21 protein-coding genes are annotated in these 21,614 nt (G+C 71.7%); 13 read left to right on the top strand and 8 right to left on the bottom strand.

What is annotated here, in order from left to right; all coding sequences use genetic code 11:
- Positions 1 to 59 precede the first annotated feature (59 nt).
- The 5 genes from DB32_RS05555 (at position 60) to DB32_RS05535 (ending at position 3,184) form a co-directional block, all read left to right on the top strand.
- A complete protein-coding gene (locus tag DB32_RS05555; protein WP_053231383.1) occupies positions 60 to 920 on the top strand; it encodes a M23 family metallopeptidase in 861 nt (286 codons plus the stop codon).
- 40 nt (positions 921 to 960) lie between these two features.
- Positions 961 to 1,425 (top strand): rhodanese-like domain-containing protein, encoded by a 465-nt coding sequence (locus tag DB32_RS44995; RefSeq protein WP_053231382.1) that lies wholly within the window; start codon positions 961 to 963, stop codon positions 1,423 to 1,425.
- A gap of 81 nt (positions 1,426 to 1,506) precedes the next feature.
- Positions 1,507 to 2,172 (top strand): TetR/AcrR family transcriptional regulator, encoded by a 666-nt coding sequence (locus tag DB32_RS05545; RefSeq protein WP_075097825.1) that lies wholly within the window; start codon positions 1,507 to 1,509, stop codon positions 2,170 to 2,172.
- A gap of 43 nt (positions 2,173 to 2,215) precedes the next feature.
- Entirely contained in the window at positions 2,216 to 2,677 is a 462-nt protein-coding gene (locus DB32_RS05540) for an ExbD/TolR family protein (RefSeq protein WP_053231380.1), read from the top strand.
- 60 nt (positions 2,678 to 2,737) lie between these two features.
- Positions 2,738 to 3,184, top strand: coding sequence for a DUF4442 domain-containing protein (locus DB32_RS05535; RefSeq protein ID WP_053231379.1), 447 nt, complete (start codon positions 2,738 to 2,740; stop codon positions 3,182 to 3,184).
- Between the two features lie 156 nt (positions 3,185 to 3,340).
- Here the strand turns inward: DB32_RS05535 and DB32_RS05530 are convergent, their stop codons facing one another.
- Positions 3,341 to 4,255, bottom strand: a complete 915-nt coding sequence (locus tag DB32_RS05530) for an alpha/beta fold hydrolase (RefSeq protein WP_053231378.1) — start codon at positions 4,253 to 4,255, stop codon at positions 3,341 to 3,343.
- A 113-nt stretch (positions 4,256 to 4,368) separates the two neighbouring features.
- On the opposite strand from DB32_RS05530, the gene DB32_RS05525 reads away from it, so the two are divergent.
- Positions 4,369 to 4,989 carry a class I SAM-dependent methyltransferase gene (locus DB32_RS05525; protein WP_053231377.1) on the top strand — a complete coding sequence of 207 codons (621 nt, stop codon included), beginning with the start codon at positions 4,369 to 4,371 and terminating at the stop codon, positions 4,987 to 4,989.
- Between the two features lie 12 nt (positions 4,990 to 5,001).
- Here the strand turns inward: DB32_RS05525 and DB32_RS05520 are convergent, their stop codons facing one another.
- Positions 5,002 to 5,382, bottom strand: coding sequence for a winged helix-turn-helix transcriptional regulator (locus DB32_RS05520; protein ID WP_053231376.1), 381 nt, complete (start codon positions 5,380 to 5,382; stop codon positions 5,002 to 5,004).
- Between the two features lie 50 nt (positions 5,383 to 5,432).
- Between DB32_RS05520 and DB32_RS05515 the strand changes: the two genes are divergently transcribed.
- From DB32_RS05515 to DB32_RS05500, 4 genes are read left to right on the top strand one after another with little or no spacing between them, the layout of a single operon-like run.
- Positions 5,433 to 5,777 carry a nuclear transport factor 2 family protein gene (locus tag DB32_RS05515; protein ID WP_053231375.1) on the top strand — a complete coding sequence of 115 codons (345 nt, stop codon included), beginning with the start codon at positions 5,433 to 5,435 and terminating at the stop codon, positions 5,775 to 5,777.
- Entirely contained in the window at positions 5,774 to 6,553 is a 780-nt protein-coding gene (locus tag DB32_RS05510; RefSeq protein WP_053231374.1) for an SDR family oxidoreductase, read from the top strand. The genes DB32_RS05515 and DB32_RS05510 overlap by 4 nt, the downstream gene beginning before the upstream one ends.
- A 38-nt stretch (positions 6,554 to 6,591) precedes the next feature.
- Positions 6,592 to 7,188: a DJ-1/PfpI family protein gene (locus DB32_RS05505; protein ID WP_053231373.1), complete on the top strand. Its 597-nt coding sequence runs from the start codon at positions 6,592 to 6,594 to the stop codon at positions 7,186 to 7,188.
- Between the two features lie 52 nt (positions 7,189 to 7,240).
- Positions 7,241 to 8,194 carry a DUF1152 domain-containing protein gene (locus DB32_RS05500; RefSeq protein WP_053231372.1) on the top strand — a complete coding sequence of 318 codons (954 nt, stop codon included), beginning with the start codon at positions 7,241 to 7,243 and terminating at the stop codon, positions 8,192 to 8,194.
- Between the two features lie 112 nt (positions 8,195 to 8,306).
- On the opposite strand, the gene DB32_RS05495 is transcribed toward DB32_RS05500, so the two are convergent.
- Entirely contained in the window at positions 8,307 to 9,992 is a 1,686-nt protein-coding gene (locus tag DB32_RS05495; RefSeq protein ID WP_053231371.1) for a DNA polymerase/3'-5' exonuclease PolX, read from the bottom strand.
- A gap of 100 nt (positions 9,993 to 10,092) precedes the next feature.
- Between DB32_RS05495 and DB32_RS05490 the strand changes: the two genes are divergently transcribed.
- A complete protein-coding gene (locus tag DB32_RS05490) occupies positions 10,093 to 11,859 on the top strand; it encodes an ABC transporter ATP-binding protein (RefSeq protein ID WP_053231370.1) in 1,767 nt (588 codons plus the stop codon).
- On the opposite strand, the gene DB32_RS05485 is transcribed toward DB32_RS05490, so the two are convergent.
- Together DB32_RS05485 and nhaA are read right to left on the bottom strand one after the other, a co-directional pair.
- A complete protein-coding gene (locus DB32_RS05485; RefSeq protein ID WP_169791352.1) occupies positions 11,860 to 13,350 on the bottom strand; it encodes a carotenoid oxygenase family protein in 1,491 nt (496 codons plus the stop codon). It abuts the gene before it with no gap.
- Positions 13,351 to 13,390: 40 nt separating this feature from the next.
- Positions 13,391 to 14,833 carry a Na+/H+ antiporter NhaA gene (nhaA, locus tag DB32_RS05480; RefSeq protein ID WP_053231368.1) on the bottom strand — a complete coding sequence of 481 codons (1,443 nt, stop codon included), beginning with the start codon at positions 14,831 to 14,833 and terminating at the stop codon, positions 13,391 to 13,393.
- A gap of 136 nt (positions 14,834 to 14,969) precedes the next feature.
- Here nhaA and DB32_RS05475 point away from each other — a divergent pair, with 136 nt between their 5' ends.
- Together DB32_RS05475 and DB32_RS05470 are read left to right on the top strand one after the other, a co-directional pair.
- A complete protein-coding gene (locus DB32_RS05475) occupies positions 14,970 to 16,658 on the top strand; it encodes a Re/Si-specific NAD(P)(+) transhydrogenase subunit alpha (RefSeq protein WP_205627143.1) in 1,689 nt (562 codons plus the stop codon).
- Positions 16,655 to 18,130 (top strand): NAD(P)(+) transhydrogenase (Re/Si-specific) subunit beta, encoded by a 1,476-nt coding sequence (locus tag DB32_RS05470; protein ID WP_053231367.1) that lies wholly within the window; start codon positions 16,655 to 16,657, stop codon positions 18,128 to 18,130. The genes DB32_RS05475 and DB32_RS05470 overlap by 4 nt, the downstream gene beginning before the upstream one ends.
- 7 nt (positions 18,131 to 18,137) lie before the next feature.
- Here DB32_RS05470 and DB32_RS05465 read toward each other — a convergent pair whose 3' ends face one another.
- From DB32_RS05465 to DB32_RS05455, 3 genes are all read right to left on the bottom strand, one after another.
- Entirely contained in the window at positions 18,138 to 19,082 is a 945-nt protein-coding gene (locus DB32_RS05465) for a TolB-like translocation protein (protein WP_083457159.1), read from the bottom strand.
- 51 nt (positions 19,083 to 19,133) lie between these two features.
- Positions 19,134 to 19,736 (bottom strand): hypothetical protein, encoded by a 603-nt coding sequence (locus DB32_RS05460; protein WP_053231365.1) that lies wholly within the window; start codon positions 19,734 to 19,736, stop codon positions 19,134 to 19,136.
- A 583-nt stretch (positions 19,737 to 20,319) separates the two neighbouring features.
- The gene (locus DB32_RS05455) at positions 20,320 to 21,519 is read right to left on the bottom strand and encodes a vWA domain-containing protein (protein WP_053231364.1); all 1,200 of its coding nucleotides are present in this window, start codon (positions 21,517 to 21,519) and stop codon (positions 20,320 to 20,322) included.
- Positions 21,520 to 21,614: the final 95 nt, after the last annotated feature.

Raw genomic sequence — 21,614 nt, 5'->3', positions numbered from 1 at the left:
ACAAACTTTCTCGATCCCCATTCCGTCGCGCGACGAGGCTCGTGTAGCGTCGATCGCGCATGAGAAACGACGCGTGTCGGTGCCTCACGATCGCCCTCGCGCTCTCCGCTCTCTTCGTCGTCGATCCAGCCACCACGAGCGCGCAGCAGCTCGATCGCCTCGGGCGCGTCGTGCTCGCGGATCGCGTTCCAGAGGCGTGGCTCTCGGACGCGTCGGACGCGTTCCCGTTGCAGCCTGCGCGACAGCGCCGCCGGATGCCGCGACAGTGCCGCACGCGCGGCGGCTATCGACGCTTCTGCCAGGGCGAGCGTCGCGTGCCCACGCCGTACGGCGCCGCGGCGGCGCTCGCGGAGCACCTCGGGCTCGGCCTGCGCGCGACCGCGATGCACGTCATGCACGCGCGTCCGTTCGACGAGTGGCTCGCCGCGGTGCGCGACCTCGACGCCGACGAGCACCTCACGTTCCCGGTGCCGTCGGGCTACCTCGGTCGCCGCTTCGGCTTCACGCGCGACGCAGGCCTCGCGCATCGTCGACACGACGGCGTCGACATCGGCGCGCCCGAGGGGGACCCCGTCGTCGCCGCGCGCGACGGGCTCGTCGTCTACAGCGACGACGGCCTCACGGGCATGGGCAACGTCGTGATCCTGCTGCACCAGGACGGCGCCTCCACGCTCTACGCGCACTGCCGCGCGACGCACGTGTTCGCGGGCCAGTACGTCGAGCGCGGCGAGGTGATCGGCGAGGTCGGCGAGACCGGCTTCGCGAACGCGCCGCACCTGCACTTCGAGTGGCGCCAGCGCGGCTGGGTGCGCGACCCCTCGCGTCGCTTCATCCGCCGCGATCGCGACCCCGCGCTCGCGATGTTCCCGCTCCCCGCCGCAGTGGCCGGCGATCGCGATCGTGATGACGACGAGAGCTGATCGGGGCCTCGTACCTACCCGGAACAAAGGAACTTCCTCGATGCGGAACGCCAGCATTGCCCTCGTCCTCGCTGCGCTCGTCGGATGCGGCGGCTCGTCGTCGTCGACGACCACCACCGAGACCGCGGAGACCACCTCGAGCGGCAGCGAGGCGCAGCCGAGCTTCGCGCAGATCACCGTCGACGAGGTCGCGACCGCGATCTCCGCGGCCGATGGTCGTGTCGCGGTGTTCGACGCGAACTCGCGCGAGACCTACGACCAGAACCACGTGCCCGGCGCGACGTGGGTCGACTACGACGCGGTCACCGCGGAGCAGCTGCCCGCCGATCGCAGCACGCAGCTCGTGTTCTATTGCGCGAACGAGCAGTGCTCGGCGAGCCACGTCGCGGCGGAGACGGCGTCGGGCCTCGGCTACACGAACGTCGCGGTGATGGGCGCGGGCATCCAGGGCTGGATCGCCGCGGGCAAGCCGGTCGAGGGTGCAGGCGCGCCGGCGGCCGAGTGATCGACGCGACGTGATCGGAGAGAGCCCGGGGCGCGTCATGCGCTCCGGGCTCTTCGTCGTTCATCCACTATGCTGCGCGCGATGAAGCGCACCTCGCGCAAGGCCGCTCCGAGCAAGCCGCCCGAGCGCGCCTACCACCACGGAGATCTCCCGAGCGCGATGATCGAGGCCGCGCTCGCGCTGATCGCCGAGGAGGGCGAGGACGCGCTCTCGCTGCGCGGCGTCGCGCGTCGTGTCGGCGTGGATCACAGCGCGGCGTACCGGCACTTCGAGGACAAGCGCGCGCTGCTCGCGGCGATCGCGGAGCGTGGGTTCCGCGATCTCATTGCGAAGATCCGCGAGGCCGTCGCCGCGGTGCCCGAGGACGATCCGCCCGCCCGCTTGATGGCGCTCGCCGATGCGTACGTGCAGTTCGCGCTCGATCGCCCCGCGCACTTCCGCGTGATGCTCGGTCCGCGCTTGAACGAGGACGAGCGCTTCCCCACGCTCGAGGCCGCGGTCGGCGACGCGTTCGGCGTGCTCAAGTCGCTGATCGCCGACGGCATCGCGCGCGGCGCGCTCGAGGACGTGCCGGTGCTCGGCGCAGCGGGCGCGGTGTGGTCCTCGGCGCACGGCTTCGCGGTGCTGCTGCTCGGCAAGCGCATCCCGATCCGGCGCGAGCGCGTGAAGGCGTACATGGGCGAGATCGTCGGGCCCGTGGTGCGCGGCCTCGAGCGTCGCGATCGACCGCTGGCCACGCCGCGCTGATCTTCTCGGGAACCGCAGGGCACGCCGCGCGGTCGTAGCGCGCATGGCATCGATCTCGACCGGCTCCTCGCACGGCGGCAAGCGCGCGCTCGATCACGACGTCCCGCTCGTCCCGTTCATCGACCTGCTGCTCTGCTGCGTGATGTTCCTGCTCGTCACCGCGGTGTGGAACCGACTCGCCGCGATGCAGGCGAGCACGCTCACGCCGAGCGACGAGGCGGAGACCATCGCCCCGCCCGACACGCCCGCGTTGACGGTGCTGCTGCGCGCCGATCGCTACGTCGTCGCGAGCGCAGCCGGGGATCGCGTCGAGCTGCCGTTCGCGAGCGGCGGCTCGGATCCCGACGCGCTGCGCGCGCACCTCGCGCTGCGGCGCGCATCGAGCGGGGACGACGTGGTGGTGAGCGCCGACGACGGCATCGCGTACGCGACGGTGATCGAGACGATGGACGCCATCGCATCCGCGGGGTTCGACGGCGTCGCGATCTCGGACGTGCGCTTCTGATCGCTTGACGCTCGTGCGCGCCCGGCCCAATGTCACCACTGGTGACATGAGGAGGCGAGCATGAGCGTGCAGGCAGTCCAGCAGGCGATCGCGGGCGTTCCGTTCAACGCGTTCCTCGGGCTCGAGGTGATCGAGGCAGAGCCCGGTCGCGCGGCGGTGAAGCTGCCCGACGTGCCCTCGCTCAAGAACCACGTCGGGGGGCCTCACGCCGCCGCGATGTACGCCGCCGCGGAGGCCGCATCGGGCGCGGTCGTGTTCTCCGCGTTCGCCGATCGCCTCGGCGAGGTGCTCCCGCTGCTCGCTGGCGCGAGCGTCGACTACCGCAAGCTCGCGATGGGCGCCGCCGTCGCGCGCGCCGAGCTCGCGACGACGCGCGAGGCCGTGCTCGACGCGCTCGCGTCGAGCCCCAAGGGCGCCGAGGTCCCGGTGCGTGTGGTGATCGAGGACGGCGCGGGGCGCGCGGTCGCGGAGATGAGCGCGCGCTGGTTCCTGCGCAAGAACGGCTGACCCCGAAGACCACTCGCGTCGAGCCTCGCCGCGAGTGGTCTCGGGTTTCGGGCGGGAGGGAGGCTCGGCGGGCTTTGCCCGACGAGGGAGGGCGCGCCGCACGCGCGCTCCGGAAAGGAAGAGGCCAACGCGGTGCCCGAGCTGAGGTTCACCTCGTTAGACGCCCGCGACGGAGCGGATCGCGTGCGCGAGCTCGTCGGGCACTTCTTCCTGGAGGAAGTGTCCGGCGCTCGTGACCTCGATGCTCGCGTGCGGCAGCGCTTCGCGATGTCGCGCGAGCGCGCGCCCGAGGATCGGATCGCGCTCGCCCCACACCAGCGCGGCGGGCCCTCGATACGCGCGCACGAACGCGCCGAGTCGATCGAGGAACGGCACCGACGGATGCTCCTCGCGGTCCGGCACCATGCGCGCGAGCCCGAGCGGTGCCGCGCGATCGCTCCATCGCCGCAGCGGCCACGCGTACGCGGCTTTCTCGCGCGAGCCGATCGAGCGCGGATCGCCCTGCACGCGATGCAGGATCGGCACCGGGAACAGCGCGCCGCGGAACGCGACGTCGCTCGCGATCGGCATGTGCGAGAAGCGATGGAACGCGGTGGTGCGGAACGGTCGCTTCGGCTCGAGCACCGCGGTGTTCGCGAGCACGAGCCCGCGCACGAAGTCGGGTCGCGACGACGCGCGCAGCATCGCCGCGCCGACGCCGATCGGCCCGCCCCAGTCCTGCGCGGCGATCACCGCGCCCTCGAGCTCGAGCGCGTCGAGCAGGCTCGCGATCGCCTGCGCGTGCACGTCGAGGCGATGATCACTCGGCGCGCGCAGCTTGTCGGAGAGCCCGAGGCCGAGCAGGTCGGGCGCGATCAGGCGCAGCCCGCCTCGATCACGCAGGCGCGTGATCACCTTGCGCCACAGGAAGCACCACGTCGGGTTGCCGTGCATCAGCACGACGGGTGTTCCCGCGCCCTCGTCGATGAAGTGGATGCGGCGACCGTCGATCCGCGCGACGCGGCGTCGGAACGGGAGCTCGTTCTCGAGCCAGCGCGGGAGCGCCGGCGCATCCTCGAAGATCGCGCTCATCGTGGGTCCTCGTCTCGGCTGTGGATCGACGGTCGTCCACATCGCTGCACGACGCAACCTCCGGGGCTGGCGGCCGACTCGACACGGCAGCGCGACAGCCTCACGTGTCGGCCATGACGTACGACCGCGCGTACTGGGAAGGGCTCTGGGCGAAGACACTGCGCGAGCACCCCGACAAGGTCGCGCGCCGTCCGCCGAACGCGCACCTGATCACCGAGATCGCGAGCCTTCGACCGGGGCGCGTGCTCGACGCGGGGTGCGGTCACGGCGCGGAGACGCTCTGGCTCGCCGCGCACGGATGGACGGTCACCGCGGTCGACTTCTCGGCGAGCGCGCTCGCGCATGCGCGATCGACGGCCGAAGCTCTGGGACCGGAGATCGCCGCGCGCATCACGTGGGTCGAGGCGGACCTCGGCGCGTGGACGCCGCCCCGCGCGCAGTTCGACCTCGTGGTGTGCCTCTACGTGCACGTCGCGGGATCGGTGGACGAGACGGTGCGGCGCATGGCGAGCGGCGTCGCGCCCGGCGGCGCGTTGCTCATGGTCGGCCACCGTCCGATCGATCCCGCGACGGGGAAGCCCACGGCCGCCTCGGGCCAGGTGCAGGTCTCGGTCGAGAGCGCCGTCGCCGCGCTCGATCGCAGCGCGTGGGAGCTCGTCGTCGCGGAGGAGCGACCGCGCGCGATCGCGGGGACGGGCGTGGACGCCGTCGTCCTCGCGAAGCGCGTGATGTGACGTCGCGAGTCGTCACGACGACCTGGGCGCGCGGCGCGGGCGCTTCGGCGTCGGGCGTTTCTCGGCCCAGGTGAGCAGCTCGTCGAGCGCGGGGCACAGCGACTGCCCCCACTCCGTCAGGTGGTACTCGACCTTCGGCGGCACCTGCGCGTAGACGGTGCGCGCGACGATGCCGTCGTGCTCGAGCTGCCGGAGCTGCTGGATGAGCATCTTCTGCGAGATGCCCGGGATCGCGCGCTCGAGGTCCGAGAAGCGCAGCGTCTTCCCTCCGAAGAGGTGGAAGAGGATGACCAGCTTCCAGCGCCCCTCGAGCATGTGGATCGCATCCTCGATGCCGCTGGCCGCCGTCGCGGGCGTGTGATGGTCATGCTTACCCAAAGGTGCGTACCCCACTTTTTCGTGTGTTCTTGCGTGATGGATACCCGCTTCTTAGAAGCATCGCCATGCACACGAACACGTCGTCCCGTCCCGAGCTGCTCGGGCCCGTCGCGCGCTTCTTCGCACACCAGACGACCGATCCGGAGGCCGTCGCTCGGTGCTTCACCGAGGACGCCGTCGTGCTGGACGAGGGGCGCCAGCACCGCGGTCGCGCCGCCATCGCGGCGTGGAGCGCGGACAGCGTCGCGAATTATCGGTTCACGACCGAGCCGCTCGGCTCCGAGACCGCAGCGGAGCGAACCACGGTCACCGCGCTGGTGCGCGGCAGCTTCCCGGGCAGCCCCATCCAGCTGCGATATCGCTTCGCCGTGCGCGGCGAGCTCATCACCCGACTCGAGATCACGCCGTGAGCTTCGACCTCGAGCTGAGCGGCCGCCGCGCGCTCGTGACCGGCGGAACGAAGGGCGTCGGGGCCGCGGTCGTACGCGCGCTCCGAGAAGCAGGCGTCCGCGTCGTCGCGACCGCGCGGTCGGCGCCGGACGACGCCGACGGCGTCCACTACGTCGCGGCGGACGTCACCACGGCCGACGGCTGCGCGCTCGTCGTGCAGGAGACGCTCGCGCACCTCGGCGGCATCGACATCCTGGTGAACCTGCTCGGAGGATCGAGCGCGCCTGCGGGTGGCTTCGCCGCGCTCGACGACGAGCAGTGGACTCGCGAGCTGGGCCTCAACCTGATGCCTGCCGTGCGCCTCGACCGCGCCCTCGTGCCCGCGATGCTGGCGCAGGGCTCCGGCGTCGTCGTGCACGTCACCTCGATCCAGCACCAGCTCCCGCTGCCCGAGTCGACCACCGCGTACGCGGCCGCGAAGGCGGCGCTGTCGACCTACAGCAAGGCGCTCTCGAAGGAAGTGAGCCCGAAGGGCGTGCGCGTCGTGCGCGTGTCCCCCGGCTGGATCGAGACCGAAGCGGCGACGCGTCTCGCGGAGCGCCTCGCTGCGCAGGCGGGCACCGACTACGAAGGCGGCAAGAAGATCATCATGGGCTCGCTCGGCGGGATCCCGCTGGGGCGGCCCGCGACGCCGCGCGAGGTCGCGGATCTGATCACGTTCGTCGCGTCCCCGCGGGCGGGCTCGATCACCGGGACCGAGATCGTCATCGACGGCGGAACGGTGCCCACGGCGTGAGCGATCGCGCCGGCGCGCGTCGGTGATAAACAACGGTGATGCGCATCGCGATCCCGGTGTTCCAAGGCGTCGACGAGCTCGACGCGATCGCTCCCTACGAGATCCTCCGCAGCGCGGCGAGCGAGCCACCGGGGCTCGAGGTCGTGCTGTGCGCGCTCGATGCACCGAGCGTGATCGAGGGCGCGCACGGGCTGCGCATCGAGGTGCGCGACGCGATCCCGAGCACGTGCGACTGGGTGATCGTGCCGGGCGGCGGATGGACGCGCGGCGATCAAGGCGTGCGCGCGCAGATCGCGCAGACGAAGCTCGCGCGCGAGCTGCAGCGGCTGCGCGCGACCGGCGCGAGCGTGGCCTCGGTGTGCACGGGCGCGATGCTGCTCTCGGCCGCGGGCTTCCTGCGCGGTCGTCCGTGCACGACGCACCAGGTCGCGCGCGACGCGCTCGAGAAGAACGGCGGCGTGCTCGTCGACGCACGCGTGGTCGACGACGGCGACGTGATCACCGCGGGCGGCGTGACGAGCGGGATCGACCTCGCGCTGCATCTGATCGCACGCCTGTGCGGCGAGGAGGCGGCACAGCGCGCATCGACGCGCGCGGAGCATCCGCGGACTGCGTCCATCTGGACGCGGAGATGAGGAGAGAGCTTTCGAGGAGAGCAGGAAGTTAGGAAAGCAGGAGGATCGCCACGTGACGTCGCTCGCGCATTCGCCACTCGTGACGCGTCTCGGCGCAGCGCGGCGGATCCTGATCGCGGGCGCGGGAGGCGGGTACGACGTCTATTGTGGAGTGCCGTTGTTCCTCGCGTTGCGCGCGCAGGGCAAGGACGTCCACCTCGCGAATCTCTCGTTCACCTACCTCGGCGATACCGACGCGGTTCGCACGCATCCCGTGATCGCGCGCGTCGATGCGCGCACGCGTGGCGCGGAGCGCTACTTCCCCGAGCAAGCGCTCTGCGAGCTCCTCTCGGCGCGCGGGATCGACGCGCCGATCCACTGCTTCGAGAAGGTCGGAGTGGCGCCCTTGCGAGAGGCGTACGCCGAGCTCGCAGCAACGCTCGATCTCGACGCGATCGTCCTGGTCGACGGCGGGACCGACATCCTGATGCGCGGCGACGAGCCGGGGCTCGGCACGCCCGAGGAGGACGCGACGAGCCTCGCCGCCGTCGCGGGGCTCGCGTCGATCGCGCATCGCCTCGTGACGTGTCTCGGGTTCGGCATCGATCACTTCCACGGCGTCTCGCACGTGTCGGTGCTCGAGGCCGTCGCCGCCCTCCAGCGCGAGCACGCGTTCCTCGGCGCGTTCTCGCTGCTTCCATCGATGCCCGAAGCGCGCGTGTTCCTCGACGCGGTGGAGCACGCGGAGCGACGCTTTCCGCGTGGCAGCATCGTGAACGGCTCGATCGCGTCGGCGCTCGCCGGCGAGTTCGGCGATGTGAAACGGCTCGCGCGCACCGAGCGCAGCGAGCTCTTCGTGAACCCGCTGATGTGTCTCTACTGGACGTTCGAGCTCGAGGCGCTCGCACGGCGCTCGCTCTATCTGAAGATGCTCGAAGGCACCGAGACCATCTTCGAGGTGAGCGCTCGAATCGAAGCGTTCCGGCGCGCCGCGCCGATCCGGCCGCGCCGGCCGATGCCGCTGTGACGCCCGCGCGGTAGCCGAACCTCTCGCCAGGAGCGGCGTCCGCAGCCGTTTCGGCTACCAGCGCGCGATCACGCAGGCGAAACGGCTGTTCTCCCGCCTCCAAAGAAGTTCCTCAGCTCGCGAGCCCCGCGCGCTGACGGCGCGCGCGGAGCCAGTCGCGGAGCGCGTCGAGCGGGCGGCAGTTGAGCACGTCGTCGGGGGTCAGCCCTCCGCGGCGCGCGATCGCGATGCCGTGCTCCAGCTGCAGGAGCTCGCCCGGTGCGTGCGCGTCTGCCGCGATCGAGACGGGCACACCGCGCTCCTTCGCCATCGCGCAGTGACGATCGTGGAGGTCGAGGCGATGGGGGCTCGCGTTGAGCTCGACCGCGCAGCCGCTCTCCGCGGCGGCGTCGAGCATCGCGCCCATGTCGAGATCGTTCGCGGGGCGGCCGAGCAAGAGACGCCCCGTCGGATGTCCGATGACGTCGGTGAACGGGTTCTTCGCGGCCGCGACCATGCGCTGCGTCGTCGCGTCGCGATCGAGCCCGAAGCGGCGGTGCACCGACGCGATCACCACGTCGATCGACGCGAGGATCGCGTCCTCGTAGTCGAGCTTGCCGTCCGCGAGGATGTCGCTCTCGACGCCGCTCAGCAGCGCGCATCCCGGCTCGCGGCGCGCCCGCTCGATCGTCGCGATCTGCGCGCGCAGTCGATCGGGCGTGAGGCCGCGCGCGTAGTCCGCGCTCTGGCTGTGATCGCTGATGCCGAGGTACTCGAGGCCCATCGTCGACGCGGCCGCGCGCATCTCCTCGAGCGTGCCCGCGCCGTCGCTCTCGGTCGTGTGGTTGTGCAGCGCGCCGCGCAGATCGCGCAGCTCGACGAGCCGCGGCCGAGCCTTGCCGATGCCGACGAGCGGCACGCCGGGATCGCGTCGCTCGGGATCCGTCGTCACGAGCTCGAGCGCGCGATAGAGCGCGTCCTCGTCCTCGCACGCGACGAGCGCGCCCTTCGAGTAGAGCCCGTCGTCGCGCAGCTCGAGGCCACGCTCGCTCGCGCGCGCACGCAGCAGCTCGAGGTGCTCGGGGCTCGTCGTGCCGAGCACCGCGATCGCGCCGAAGCGCGCCGCGTCGGTGCGCTTCACGTCGATCGTCGTCCCGTCGATGTGCCCGTCCTCGACGCCGTGCGCGCCGAGCGTCTCGTCGATCACCGCGTCGTCTCCCGCGACCACGATCGCGAGCCCGTCGACGAGCTCCATGCCGCGCCGGAAGTCCCCGAGCGCCTCGGCGCGCACGCCGCGCATGCGCAGGCTCGCGAGCAGCGGCAGCACCAGCGCGCTCGCGCGACTGCGCAACAGCACGCGATCGGCGCGATGCATCTGCTCGATCTGCTCGAGCACGTTCGCCTGCGTCTTCTTGCCGAACCCGTCGAGCAGCACCAGGCGGTTCTCGCGGCACGCGTGCTCGAGCTCGCCGATCGTCGTCACGCCGAGGCCCTGCCAGAGCTTGCGGATCTTCGCGGGGCCGAGGCCTTTGATCCGGTTGATCGCGAAGAGCCCGTCGGGCACTCGCGCCTCGAGCGCGCGCAGCTCCTCGGGCTCGCGTCCCTCGAGCACCTCGCGGATCACGCGCAGGCTCGAGCTGCCGATGCCGCGCACCTCGGCGAGCTGACCGCTCTCCATCATCGCGCGCAGATCGCCGGGGAGCTGGCGGATGACACGCGCGGCGTTCGCCCACGCCTTCGACTCGTGCGTCGATCCTTCGAGGACTTCGGTGGCGAAGGCGAGGCGCGTGAGGACGTCGGCGGCGGTGCGGTGATCCATGCGTTCCGAGAGCGAGTGTGTAGCGCCCGCGATGGAGGACGGGAAGAGCCGTCCGATCGGGTGGGGCGCCGCGCGACGGCTCGACATATAACGGGTGCGAGTGGCTGGCCCGGGCACGGAGCGTCCGCGCGTCTCGATCGGACGCTTGCTGCAGCTCGCCAAGAGCGAGTGGAAGCGGCTGGCGATCGGCACGCTCTTCCTCGCGATCGGCAGCGGCGCGAGCCTCGTCTACCCACAGGCGATCCGCTCGCTGCTCGACGACGCGCTCGGCGCCGACGCGACGGCGAGCGCCGCGCGCATCGATCGCATCGCGCTCCTGATGGGCGTCGTGCTCGCGGTGCAGGCCGTCGCGACCGGGATCCGGTACGTGCTCTTCACCACCGCGGGCGAGCGCGTCGTGACCAAGCTGCGGCGCGATCTGTACGCGCGGCTGCTCGAGCAGGAGATCGCGTTCTTCGACGAGCGCCGCACCGGCGAGCTGCAATCGCGCCTCGCGTCGGACACGACCGTCCTGCAGAACGCGGTGAGCGTGAACATCTCGATGGCGCTGCGGAACGCGGCGACCATCGCGGGCGGCGTCGCGATGCTGCTGTACACGTCGCCGCTGCTCGCCGCGATCATGCTCTCGGTCGTGCCGCCGATCGCGCTCGGCGCGGTGTACTGGGGTCGTCGGTTGCGAAGGCTCGCGCGCGACGCGCAGGACGCGCTCGCCGCGGCGAGCGCCGTCGCCGAGGAGAGCCTCGCGGGGATCCGCACGGTGCGCTCGTTCGTCGCGGAAGCCGCCGAGGCCGCGCGCTACGGCGTCGCGATCGAGCGCGCATACGCGCTCCAGGCAACGCGCATCCGTGTCGCGTCGGCGTTCATGGCCGCGGTGAGCGCCGCGGGGTTCGCGGTGGTGACGCTGGTGCTGTGGTACGGCGGGCACCTCGTGATCGACGGCGCGATGAGCGTCGGTGGGCTCACGTCGTTCCTCGTGTACACGCTGCTCGTCGCGGTCTCGCTCGGCGCGCTCACCGATCTCTACGCGGACCTCACGAAGGCGAGCGGCGCCGCGGAGCGCGTGTTCGAGCTGCTCGATCGCACGCCCGCGATGGCGCCCAAGGGCGGGCTCGCGCCGCGCGAGGCACGGGGCGAGCTGCGCTTCGAGTCGGTGCGCTTCGCGTATCCCGCGCGGCCCGACGCGCCGGTGCTCGAGGGGATGGAGCTCGTGGTCGCGCCCGGCGAGATCGTCGCGCTCGTCGGTCCGAGCGGCGCGGGCAAGTCGACGATCGCGTCGCTCGTCGCGCGGCTGTACGACCCGAGCGAGGGCCGGGTGCGGCTCGACGGGCACGATCTGCGCGAGCTCGATCCCGAGTGGCTGCGCCGTCAGGTGGGCACCGTCGCGCAGGAGCCGATCCTCTTCTCGACGTCGATCGCCGACAACATCCGCTATGCGCGCCCCGACGCGAGCGACGCCGAGGTCGAGGCCGCGGCGCGCGTGGCGAACGCGCACGAGTTCGTGTCGCGCTTCCCCGAGGGCTACGCGACGAGCGTCGGTGAGCGGGGCGTGCAGCTCTCGGGCGGACAGAAGCAGCGCATCGCGATCGCGCGCGCGGTGCTGAAGGATCCGCGCATCCTGGTGCTCGACGAGGCGACCAGCGCGCTCGACGCGGAGAGCGAGCACCTCGTGAAGGAGGCGCTCGATCGCCTGATGAAGGGGCGGACGACGCTGGTGATCGCGCATCGGCTGTCGACGGTGCGCGACGCCGATCGTGTGCTCGTGATCGACGGCGGGAAGATCGTGCAGGCAGGCGATCACGCGGCGCTGATGGCCCAAGAGGGCCTCTATCGCCGGCTCGTCGAGCGACAGCTCACCGTCGCCGCGTGATCAGCTCGGCACGAACGTCCCGTGGAACCCGAGGGGGACGTGGTGCGGCAGGGTTGCGCGCGCAACCGTCGACAGATCGCGCGCGTCGAGCACCCAGAGCTCGCTGCGGTGCGTCTCGGCGCGATAGACGATCGTGAGCACGTAGCCTTCGCCCTCGGGCGCGTAGGGACGCGGGACGTAGAGCGGCTCGCCCGGGAGATCCGGCGCGAGATCGCGCATGTGCACCTCGCGCGACGCGAGATCGAGCCGCGCGATCGCGGGGTGCGAGATGGCGCTCCATCCGCTCGGGCGCGCGACGGCGTACGCGATGCGCGCGGGGCGGGTGCGACGGCGCGGATCGATCGTGGGCAGCTCGACGTCCGCGTCGATGTGCACCTCCTCGCGCACGCGGCGCGTCGCGAGGTCGACGATCATGCGGGTCGGCACCGCGCGCGGCACGCGCACCCGGCGCAGCGCGGCAGGGTCGAGCACGTCGATCGTGCCGCCCTCGAAGTCGTCCATGCGCAGCGTGTCGATCACGATCTCGCGCGTGCCCTCGTCCCAGCCCGCGACGTGGTGGAACACGAAGCCGGCGCGCGCCTCGATCGTGCGCAGCGCACCGCCGTCGCGCGGCACCACCAGCACCGTCGTGCCGAGCGACGGATCGCGGCGCAGCGCGTCCACCGGGCTCGCGAGACCGACGATCGCGCGCGCGAGATCGAACGCGATCGGCGCGAGCAGGAACACGAGGAAGCGCTCGGTGAGCACGAAGTCGTGCACGAACGCGAGCCGCGGCAGCGCGACGAAGCGTCGCTCGATCGGCGCGCCCTCGGCATCGAGCCGATAGATCGCGAGGCGCGCCCTCGGCCCGCCGATCACGCCGAACCCCCACAGCTCGCCGCTGCGCGGATCGATCGCGGGATGCGCGGTGAACGCGTGCTCGGGGGCGAGCGCGCGCTCGATCGCGCGCTCCGGGCGCAAGAGACCTCCGAGATCGTCGACGCCGATCGTCTCGAGCGTGCGGGGATCGATGCGATGCGGCGCGCCGCCCTCCCAGAGCGCGCGCAGCACGCCGCCGTGCCAGAGCACGCTCGTGTTCGCCGCGTTCTTGAAGCGCGTGCGTCCGAGGTTCGCGAGCAGGCCGCCCGGGCGCTGCGATCCGAAGCCGCGATACAACATGCGCCCCGCGCGCTGCTCGTCGACGAAGCCGCGCGTGCGCACGTAGCGGTTGCGGTAGCGCACGCGTCCTTCGTCGAACGCGAACCGCACCACCATGCCGTCCCCGTCGAACGGATGGCCGTATCGATCGCCGCCGATCGAGACGCGCCCCGGTCCGTTGCGGAAGTACGTGCCCGAGAGATCGCGCGGGATCGCGCCGAAGGTGATCGGCACCTCGACGTCGACCTCGTCCTGCACCGGCGCGTAGGCGCGCGCGATCACCTCGAAGGGATCGCTCGGCGCACCTGCGAGCGCTTCGGAGCGGCCGTGGATCCAAGGGTCCGGAGAGCGCATCGACGCGTTGGCCATGGGGTCGCGGCGGGAGGGCGTCCAGTCATGCGACCGTCGAAGCCTCGGCCTCGCTCTCGGTGCGCGCCGCGCCCGGCACCGCGCGCGCGTCGCGCAGCACCACCGATCCGACGACCATCGCGAGCACGCCCGCGATCATCGACGCCGCGAGGATCGCGAGCTTCGTCGCGACGAGCGCCGGACCGTCGAACGCGAGGTCGCCGACGAAGATCGCCATCGTGAACCCGATGCCCGCGCAGAGACCGACGACGCCCACGCCCGCCCACGTCACTCCGCGCGGCAGCGGCGCGATGCGCAGCCCGACGACGAGCCCCGCGCCCGCGAGCACACCGAGCGGCTTCCCGATCACGAGACCGGCGACGACGCCGAGCATCACCGGCGCGTACTCGGCGTCGAACGAAGACGGGTCGAGCGGCACGCCCGCGTTGGCGAGCGCGAAGAGCGGCATGATCCCCCACGCGACCCACGGGTGCAGCTTCGCCGCGAGGCGCTCGACCGGCGAGATCGCTTCGCGACGCGCGAGCTCGAGATCGCGCAGCGGACCGAGGAGCTGCGTGGGATGCGCCTCTCCGGTGCCCACGACGCTCGACAGCCGCGTCACCGCGTGGCGCGTCAGGTGGATCGCGCCGTGCGGACCGAGCCACGCGCTCGTCGGCGTCATCAGCCCGAGCATCACGCCCGCGAGCGTCGGATGGACGCCGGCCGAGTGCATGCCCTCCCACGCGAGGATGCCCGGCAGCACGTAGAGCCACGCGCGCCGCACGCCGGCCTTCTGCAGCACGAGCGTCAGCAGCACCGCGAGCACCACGAGCAGCAGCCCGCCGAGCGCGATCCCGTTCGAGTAGAAGAGCGCGATCACGATCACCGCGCCGACGTCGTCGGCGATCGCGAGCGTCAGCAGCAGCACGCGGAGCGCGGGCGGCACGCGTCGTCCGAGCAGCGTCAGCACGCCGACCGCGAACGCGATGTCGGTCGCCATCGGCACGCCCCAACCGCTCCGCGCCGGGACGTGCGGATTGAGGGCTACGTAGATCAGCGCCGGCACGGTCATGCCGCCGATCGCGGCGGCGATCGGGAGCGCTGCGCGGCGTGGATGGCTGAGCTCGCCGTGCACGATCTCGCGCTTGATCTCGAGCCCGACGACGAAGAAGAAGAGCGTCATCAGCAGCTCGTTCACGACGAAGCGCAGGTCGGCCTCGATGCCGACGCCTCCGACGCGCAGCACGACCGGCGTCTCGAGCAGGTGCTCGTAGTCGTCGCTCCACGGTGAGCTGGCCCACACGAGCGCGATCGATGCTGCGCCCATGAGCAGGATCCCGCCGGATGCCTCGACATGGAGGAAATGCTCGATGGGGCGCAGTGCGCCGCGCACCGCGTTCCGCACGGGATCCCAAGCGCCCGGCGGGGTCGGGAGCGCGACACGCTCCACCGCGTGCTCGCCCTCGAGGTGCTCGTCGCGGTGCGTCATCGCCTGCGATCGACATGGGTCACTCGTGCCCGGGATCCCAATTGCCCGAGTGCTCGTCCCGGAGGGCGGCGAGCGGCGACCGGATTCTTCCCAATTGCGTCTGCAACGCCGTTGCGCCGCGGGCTGCGGCTCGGTGATGCTGGCCGTCGGTTCTTCGTCGCATCGATCGAGCCGCGGAAGGGGGTGTGCCATCCGGATCGGCATTCCGAGAGAGACGCGCGATCGCGAGCGCCGCATCGCCGCGACACCGGAGTCGGTCGTCAAGCTGCGCGAGCTCGGCTTCGACGTGCTCGTCGAGCGCGGCGCAGGGCGCGAGGCCGGACACGACGACGAGGCGTACGTCGCTGCGGGCGCGACGCTCGGGGACACACGCGAGGCTCTCGGCGAGAGCGACGTCGTGCTCAAGGTGCGTCCACCGACCGACGAGGAAGCACGCGCGTTGCGCGAGGGCGCGGTGCTGATCTCGCTCGTGCAGCCGGAGCGACATCCCGATCTCGTCGCGACGCTCGCGGCGCGCAAGGTGAGCGCGCTCGCGCTCGAGCGCGTCCCGCGGGTCACGCGCGCGCAGAAGATGGACGTGCTCTCGTCGCAGGCGAACCTCGCGGGCTATCGCGCGGTGGTCGAAGCGGCCGCGCACTACCAGGGCTTCTTCGGTCCGCAGGTCACGGCCGCGGGCACGACGCGACCGGCGCGCGTGCTGGTGATCGGCGCGGGCGTCGCGGGCCTCGCCGCGATCGGCGCGGCGCGCGCGCTCGGCGCGGAGGTCCGCGCGTTCGACACGCGGGCCGCGGCGCGCGAGCAGGTCGAGAGCCTCGGCGCGAAGTTCCTCGAAGTCGAGCTGAAGGAGAGCGGCGAGGGCGCGGGCGGCTACGCGAAGGTGATGAGCGAGGAGTTCATCGAGGCCGAGATGCGGCTCTTCCGCGCGCAAGCGGCCGAGGTGAACGTGATCGTCACGACCGCGCTGGTGCCCGGCGCCAAAGCGCCGCTGCTCGTCCCGCGCGACGTGGTCGAGGCGCTCGAGCCCGGCTCGATCGTCGTCGACATGGCCGCGGAGCAAGGCGGGAACTGCGAGCTCTGCGTGCCCGATCAGGTCGTCGATCACGGCGGCGTGAAGATCCTCGGCTTCACCGATCTCGCGAGCCGCATGGCGCGCGCGGCGAGCAAGTTCTTCGCGATGAACCTCGTGCACCTCGTCGCGGAGATGCGCGATCCGATCGCGCCCGGCGTGCTGCGCGTCGATCTCGAGAACGACGTCATCCGGCCCGCGATGCTCACCCACGGCGGCGAGGTGCTGCCGCCTCCGCCGCGCAAAGAGCCCTCGCCCGCGACGCCCGCACCGGTCGCGAAGACGGAGCGCGAGCCCTCGAAGAGCACGCGCCCTCCCCCGCCCGAAGGATCGAAGCCGCGTCAGACCGAGATCCTCAACCCCGCGCGCCGCGCGTGGGGCACGACGCTCGCGGGCATGGCGATCATCGGCGCGCTGTTCGCGCTCGGTCGCTTCGCGCCCGGCGACTTCCTCCAGCACTTCACCGTGTTCATCCTCGCGTGCTTCGTCGGATGGCAGGTGATCTGGAGCGTCACGCCCGCGCTCCACACGCCGCTGATGAGCGTCACCAACGCGATCAGCGGGATCATCGTCGTCGGCGGCATGCTGCAGATCGGCGAGCACGTCGATCTCGCGTCGGTGCTCGGCGCGATCGCGGTGCTCGTCGCCGCGATCAACGTGAGCGGTGGCTTCCTCGTCACGCACCGCATGCTGCGCATGTTCCGCAAGGACGAGAGCGCGAGCAGCAGCGCGCCGAAGAAGGGAGGGCACGGACGATGAGCGGCGTCAGCACCATCGCGTACCTCGTCGCGGGCGTGCTCTTCATCCGCAGTCTCGGCGGGCTCAGCAAGCAGGAGACCGCGGGGCTCGGCAACGTCTACGGCATGGCGGGCATGATGCTCGCGGTCGGCGTGACCGCGGCGATCTGGGTCGGCGAGGACGGCTCGGTGCGCGGGCTCGGCTTCGCGCTCCTCGCGGTGTCGATCACGATCGGCGGCGCGATCGGCGCGGTGCTCGCGCGTCGCGTCGAGATGACCGGGATGCCCGAGCTCGTCGCGGTGCTGCACAGCTTCGTAGGCCTCGCGGCGGTGCTCGTCGGGATCTCGTCGTACCTCTCGCCGCACGCCGATCCCACCGGCGCGCTGGTGCCCGGCGAGGACGCAGCGGGCTTCGTCGCGGCGGAGAGCGAGGCCGCGGCCGCGCGCATCGTGCACGTGGTCGAGATCTGGATCGGCGTCGCGGTCGGCGCGCTGACGTTCACGGGCTCGGTGATCGCGTGGGGCAAGCTGCGCGGCTCGATCAGCGGCAAGCCGCTGCTGCTCCCCGGGCGTCATCTGATCAACGCGGCGATCGCGATCGCGATCGTCGCGCTCGCGGTGCCCTTCGCGCGCGCCGCATCGCCGGACGACGGGCTCGTGTTCCTCGTCGTCCAGACGCTCCTCGCGAGCGCGCTCGGCGTGCACCTCGTGATGGCGATCGGCGGCGCGGACATGCCGGTCGTCGTCTCGCTGCTCAACAGCTACTCGGGCTGGGCCGCGGCGGCCGCGGGCTTCGTGCTCGCGAACGATCTGCTGATCGTCACCGGCGCGCTCGTCGGCGCGAGCGGCACGATCCTGTCGATCATCATGTGCCGCGCGATGAACCGCTCGATCCTCAACGTGGTGTTCGGCGGGTTCGGCACCGCGGACGGAGCGGCGGCCGCGAGCCCCGCGGCCGCGCAGGGCGAGGTCGTCGAGATCAAGACCGACGCGCTCGCCGCGCAGCTCCGCGAGAGCAAGCGCGTCGTGATCGTGCCCGGCTACGGCATGGCGGTCGCGCGCGCGCAGAACGCGGTGCACGACTTCATGCGCGCGCTGCGCGAGCGCGGCGTCGACGTGCGCTTCGCGATCCATCCGGTCGCGGGGCGCCTGCCCGGGCACATGAACGTGCTGCTCGCGGAGGCGGGCGTGCCCTACGACGTCGTGCTCGAGATGGAGGAGATCAACCACGACTTCCCGAGCACCGACGTGGTCCTCGTGATCGGCGCGAACGACATCGTGAACCCCGGCGCGCTCGACGATCCGTCGAGCCCCATCTACGGGATGCCGGTGCTCGAGGTGTGGAAGGCGAAGACCGTCGTCGTGCTCAAGCGCGGCATGGCCGCGGGCTACGCGGGCGTCGAGAACCCGCTCTTCTTCCTCGGCAACACGCGCATGCTCTTCGGCGACGCGCGCAAGAGCATGGAAGCGCTGGTGAGCGCGCTGCGGAATTGAGCCCGGCTCAGTTCCGCTCGGCCACGTACAAGTCGTGCTGTCCGAGGCGGCTCGACGCGAAGTAGAGCCGCCCCGGTCCGTCCGCGAGCCACGGGTCGCGCTCGTCCGACGCCGTGTTCACGTCGGTGCCGCCGACGACGCGCGTCTCGGACGTCGCGAGGTCCGCGATCCACAGATCACGCACGTCCGCCGCGCCGCGGTCGAACACGACGAGCTCGGAGAGCGACGGGTTCGACTCGTCGTCGATCGTGTTCAGGCTCGTCATCGCCACGGACGCGCTCCACGGCGCATCGACGCTCGCGCGCGTGACCACGTAGAGATCGAGCGGCCCGACCGCCGAGAACATCATCGTGAGCTCGTCGCTCGACAGCGTCGCGCAGCACGCGTTCGCGACGTCGAGCGCGACCATCGTCGGCGCCTCGAACGGCACGTCCGCGCTGGCGCGCCGCGCGACCCAGATCGCGTTCGTGCCGCTCGCGTTCGTCGTGAAGTAGAGCGTGCGCTCGTCGGGCGAGATCCACGGATCGGTCTCGTTCGCGGCCGTCGTGTTGAGCTCGGCGATCGGCGCGGGCGCGGACCACGGCGCGTCGAGCGACTCGCGCCGCGACACGTAGAGGTCGCGGCTCCCCGCACGATCCGACGCGAAGTAGATCGCGAGCTCGTCGGGCGTGAGGCAGGGATCGACGTCGGGCGTCTCGGAGCTGAGCGCGTCGATGCGCACCGGCGTCGCGAACGTGACGCGCGCGAGCGGCCCGCCCGCGTCGTCCTCGACCACGCTCGGCGCGTCGAGCGCGGCATCGCTCGGCTCCACCCGCGCATCGATCGGCGCCGCGTCGAACGTGACGAGCGACGCATCGACCGCGTCGGAGCGTGGGTCGTACCCGACGCGCCCACACCCGATCGCGAGCACCCCACACACGAACACCCGGAACAATTCCGCTCGCGGCACCACGGAGGCCGTGCATAGGCACGCCCGAACGCGGTGTCACCTGCTGGCGCCCCCTCACCGGGGCTCGACGGAGACGTTGCGGGGCCCGCTGTGACCCCACAGGACGCCGATCCCGAGCTCGAGCGCGACGTCGTGGCCGCCCGACACGGGCACCGCTCCTCGTGCGCGCACGAACGCCACGAAGCGAACGAGCTCGGTCGCCGGCGCCAGCTCGGCGTAGGTCGACGTCGAGATCTCCGACGGAATCGGCACCGCGAGCGTGACGTGCCATCCCAACCCGCCCGCATCTGGCTCGACGTCCGGCGCCCACAGCGGTCCGGCGGACCACCCGAGGCCCACGATCATCTCGATCGCGATCAACGAGAGCCCGACCTCGCCGAGCAACGAGAGCTCGCCGCGCACCGGCTCCACGACGAGCGCGGCGCCGTAGTAGAGCGCGACCGCGAAGAGCGTCCCCCACGCGCCGTAGCCGACCCCGACGCTCGGGATCCACTCCGACGCCTGCGGCGCCGACCGCCACTCGTGCCCGGCGCCGACCGTCAACGTGAGCGCGTCTCCGTCGCCGTGCCGCGTGCCTGGCGCCCACGCGCGAGCGGTCGATGCGACGAGCGAGAGCACGACGACGACGACGATCGACCCGCGCCGCAGCGAAGCCATGCGACGCACTCTGCCACGCGCGACCTCCACGGAGCCGCGCGCCGAGTGACAGGATCGTCAATCGATCCGGACGATCCAATCCAGCACGCAACGCGCACACGCGCGACGAAGTCGCGCGGTGCTACCCGCCCAATCCCGCGCGACAACGCGCACACGCGCGACGAAGTCGCGCGGTGCTACCCGCCCAATCCCGCGCGACAACGCGCACACGCGCGACGAAGTCGCGCGGTGCTACCGCCCAAATCCCGCGCGACAGCGCGCACACGCGCGACGAAGTCGCGCGGTGCTACCCGCGCGCGTCCGGGCCGCGGCGAAGCGCGGACCGGTCGCGCGCTCTCCTCACCCTACCCCAGCGAGACGGCAGAACCGCGGTACCGGGCGCGGGGTGGAGGGACCGACGGGCCCACGCAGCGACGCTCGCAGACACCTCGTCGAGACTGACGTGGTCGCTTCGCGGGAGAGCGCGAAGCGCGCCCCGCGAACGACCCTCCGCGTCCCGACGCTCGCGCCCTCTCGTAGGGCAATCGCGAGTACCGGCCCGGCGGTCCCTCCACCCCGCGCCGCACGCCGACGCCTCGCCACTTCAGATGATCAGCCGCTCGCACCCCAGCGCGATGTCGACGCGCCCGCTCGTGTCCGCCTCGACGCGCGAGCACGTGCTCGGGCACAGCCGGATCTGCGTCGGGTTCTCCGGGTCGTCGTAGTACCAGCCGTCCGCGCCGCTCGACGGGCAGTTCGCGCCGTCGTCGGTCCCGACGTACGGGAAGCGCTGCTCCGCGCCGCCGCCCGGCGTGTACACGACGTTCACGCGGCGGCTGTCGAACTCCATCCCGTCGGGCGGCTCGGGGATGTCGAACTCGCACGGGATCGCCGTCGGCACCGCGATCGACGCGAGCAGCGTCGAGAACGCCGCGCTCCAGTCCGCGGTGCAGATCGAGATGCGCTGTCCGCCGGTGCGCGTCGCGATGTCCCAGTAGTGATCGCCGTTGTCCGCGGCCTCGCCGTTGGGCCCGCTGCAGCCGTCGATCGGGAACGGGAACGGCCCGCCGCACCCGAACGGACCGCAGTTCGTCGAGCCCGGCGGCGACGCGATCGCGTGCGACGTCCACGCGTGCCCGAGCAGCCCGTTGAACATCGTCTGGAAGTCCGCCGCGCTCATCGAGCTCTCGTCGTCGGTCACGTGCACGATGTGCGTGACCGCGTCGCGACGCAGGAAGTCGCTCCACATCGAGTACGACGCGATCAGATCCGACATCGCGTCCTGCGACTGCACGTCGTACGACACGAAGCGGAAGCGCGCGGTGTCGGTGCCGAGCGGCGGGGGCACGTTCACGAAGCCCGACGCGGTGATCACGATCACGTGGTAGTCGGTGATGCCCGACGCTTCGATCGCGCTCACGAACGCGTTCATGTTGTCCTGGATGATCGCGGCCTCGCCGTCCATCGAGCCCGAGTTGTCGATGATCCAGACGATGTCGATCGGCGCGAAGCGCGTCTCCGCCTCGAAGGGCAGCTCGTCGCACGTGTCGAACCCGCCGTCGCCGCGCGGCCCCGCGTCCACGAGGCAGTTCGGCGCAGCGCCGCACGTCGCCTCGTCGCAGTCGCGCACTCCGTCGTTGTCGTTGTCGATCCCGTCGCTGCACTGCGCGCCGGTCTCGCCGCCTGGTGTGCCCGTGCCCGAGTCGCGGTTGCGGCGTCCTCCGTCACCTTCGCCGTCGTCGATGCATGCGGTCAGAGCGAGCGCCGCGAGGCACACGAAGTAGAGCGAGCGCACGTGCAGCATGGGACCCCTCCAGTGCGTCGATCAGGGTCGTCGCACGTGGTCCCACGTGTAAACCGATCTCCGGTGAGCATGCGCATTGGCCGAACCGGCCGCGG

Origin of the sequence: Sandaracinus amylolyticus (assembly GCF_000737325.1) — a bacterium.
Taxonomy (GTDB): domain Bacteria; phylum Myxococcota_A; class Polyangia; order Polyangiales; family Sandaracinaceae; genus Sandaracinus; species Sandaracinus amylolyticus.
Note: the sequence above shows the minus strand (reverse complement) of the source record. Positions and strands in the feature narration are given on the sequence as shown.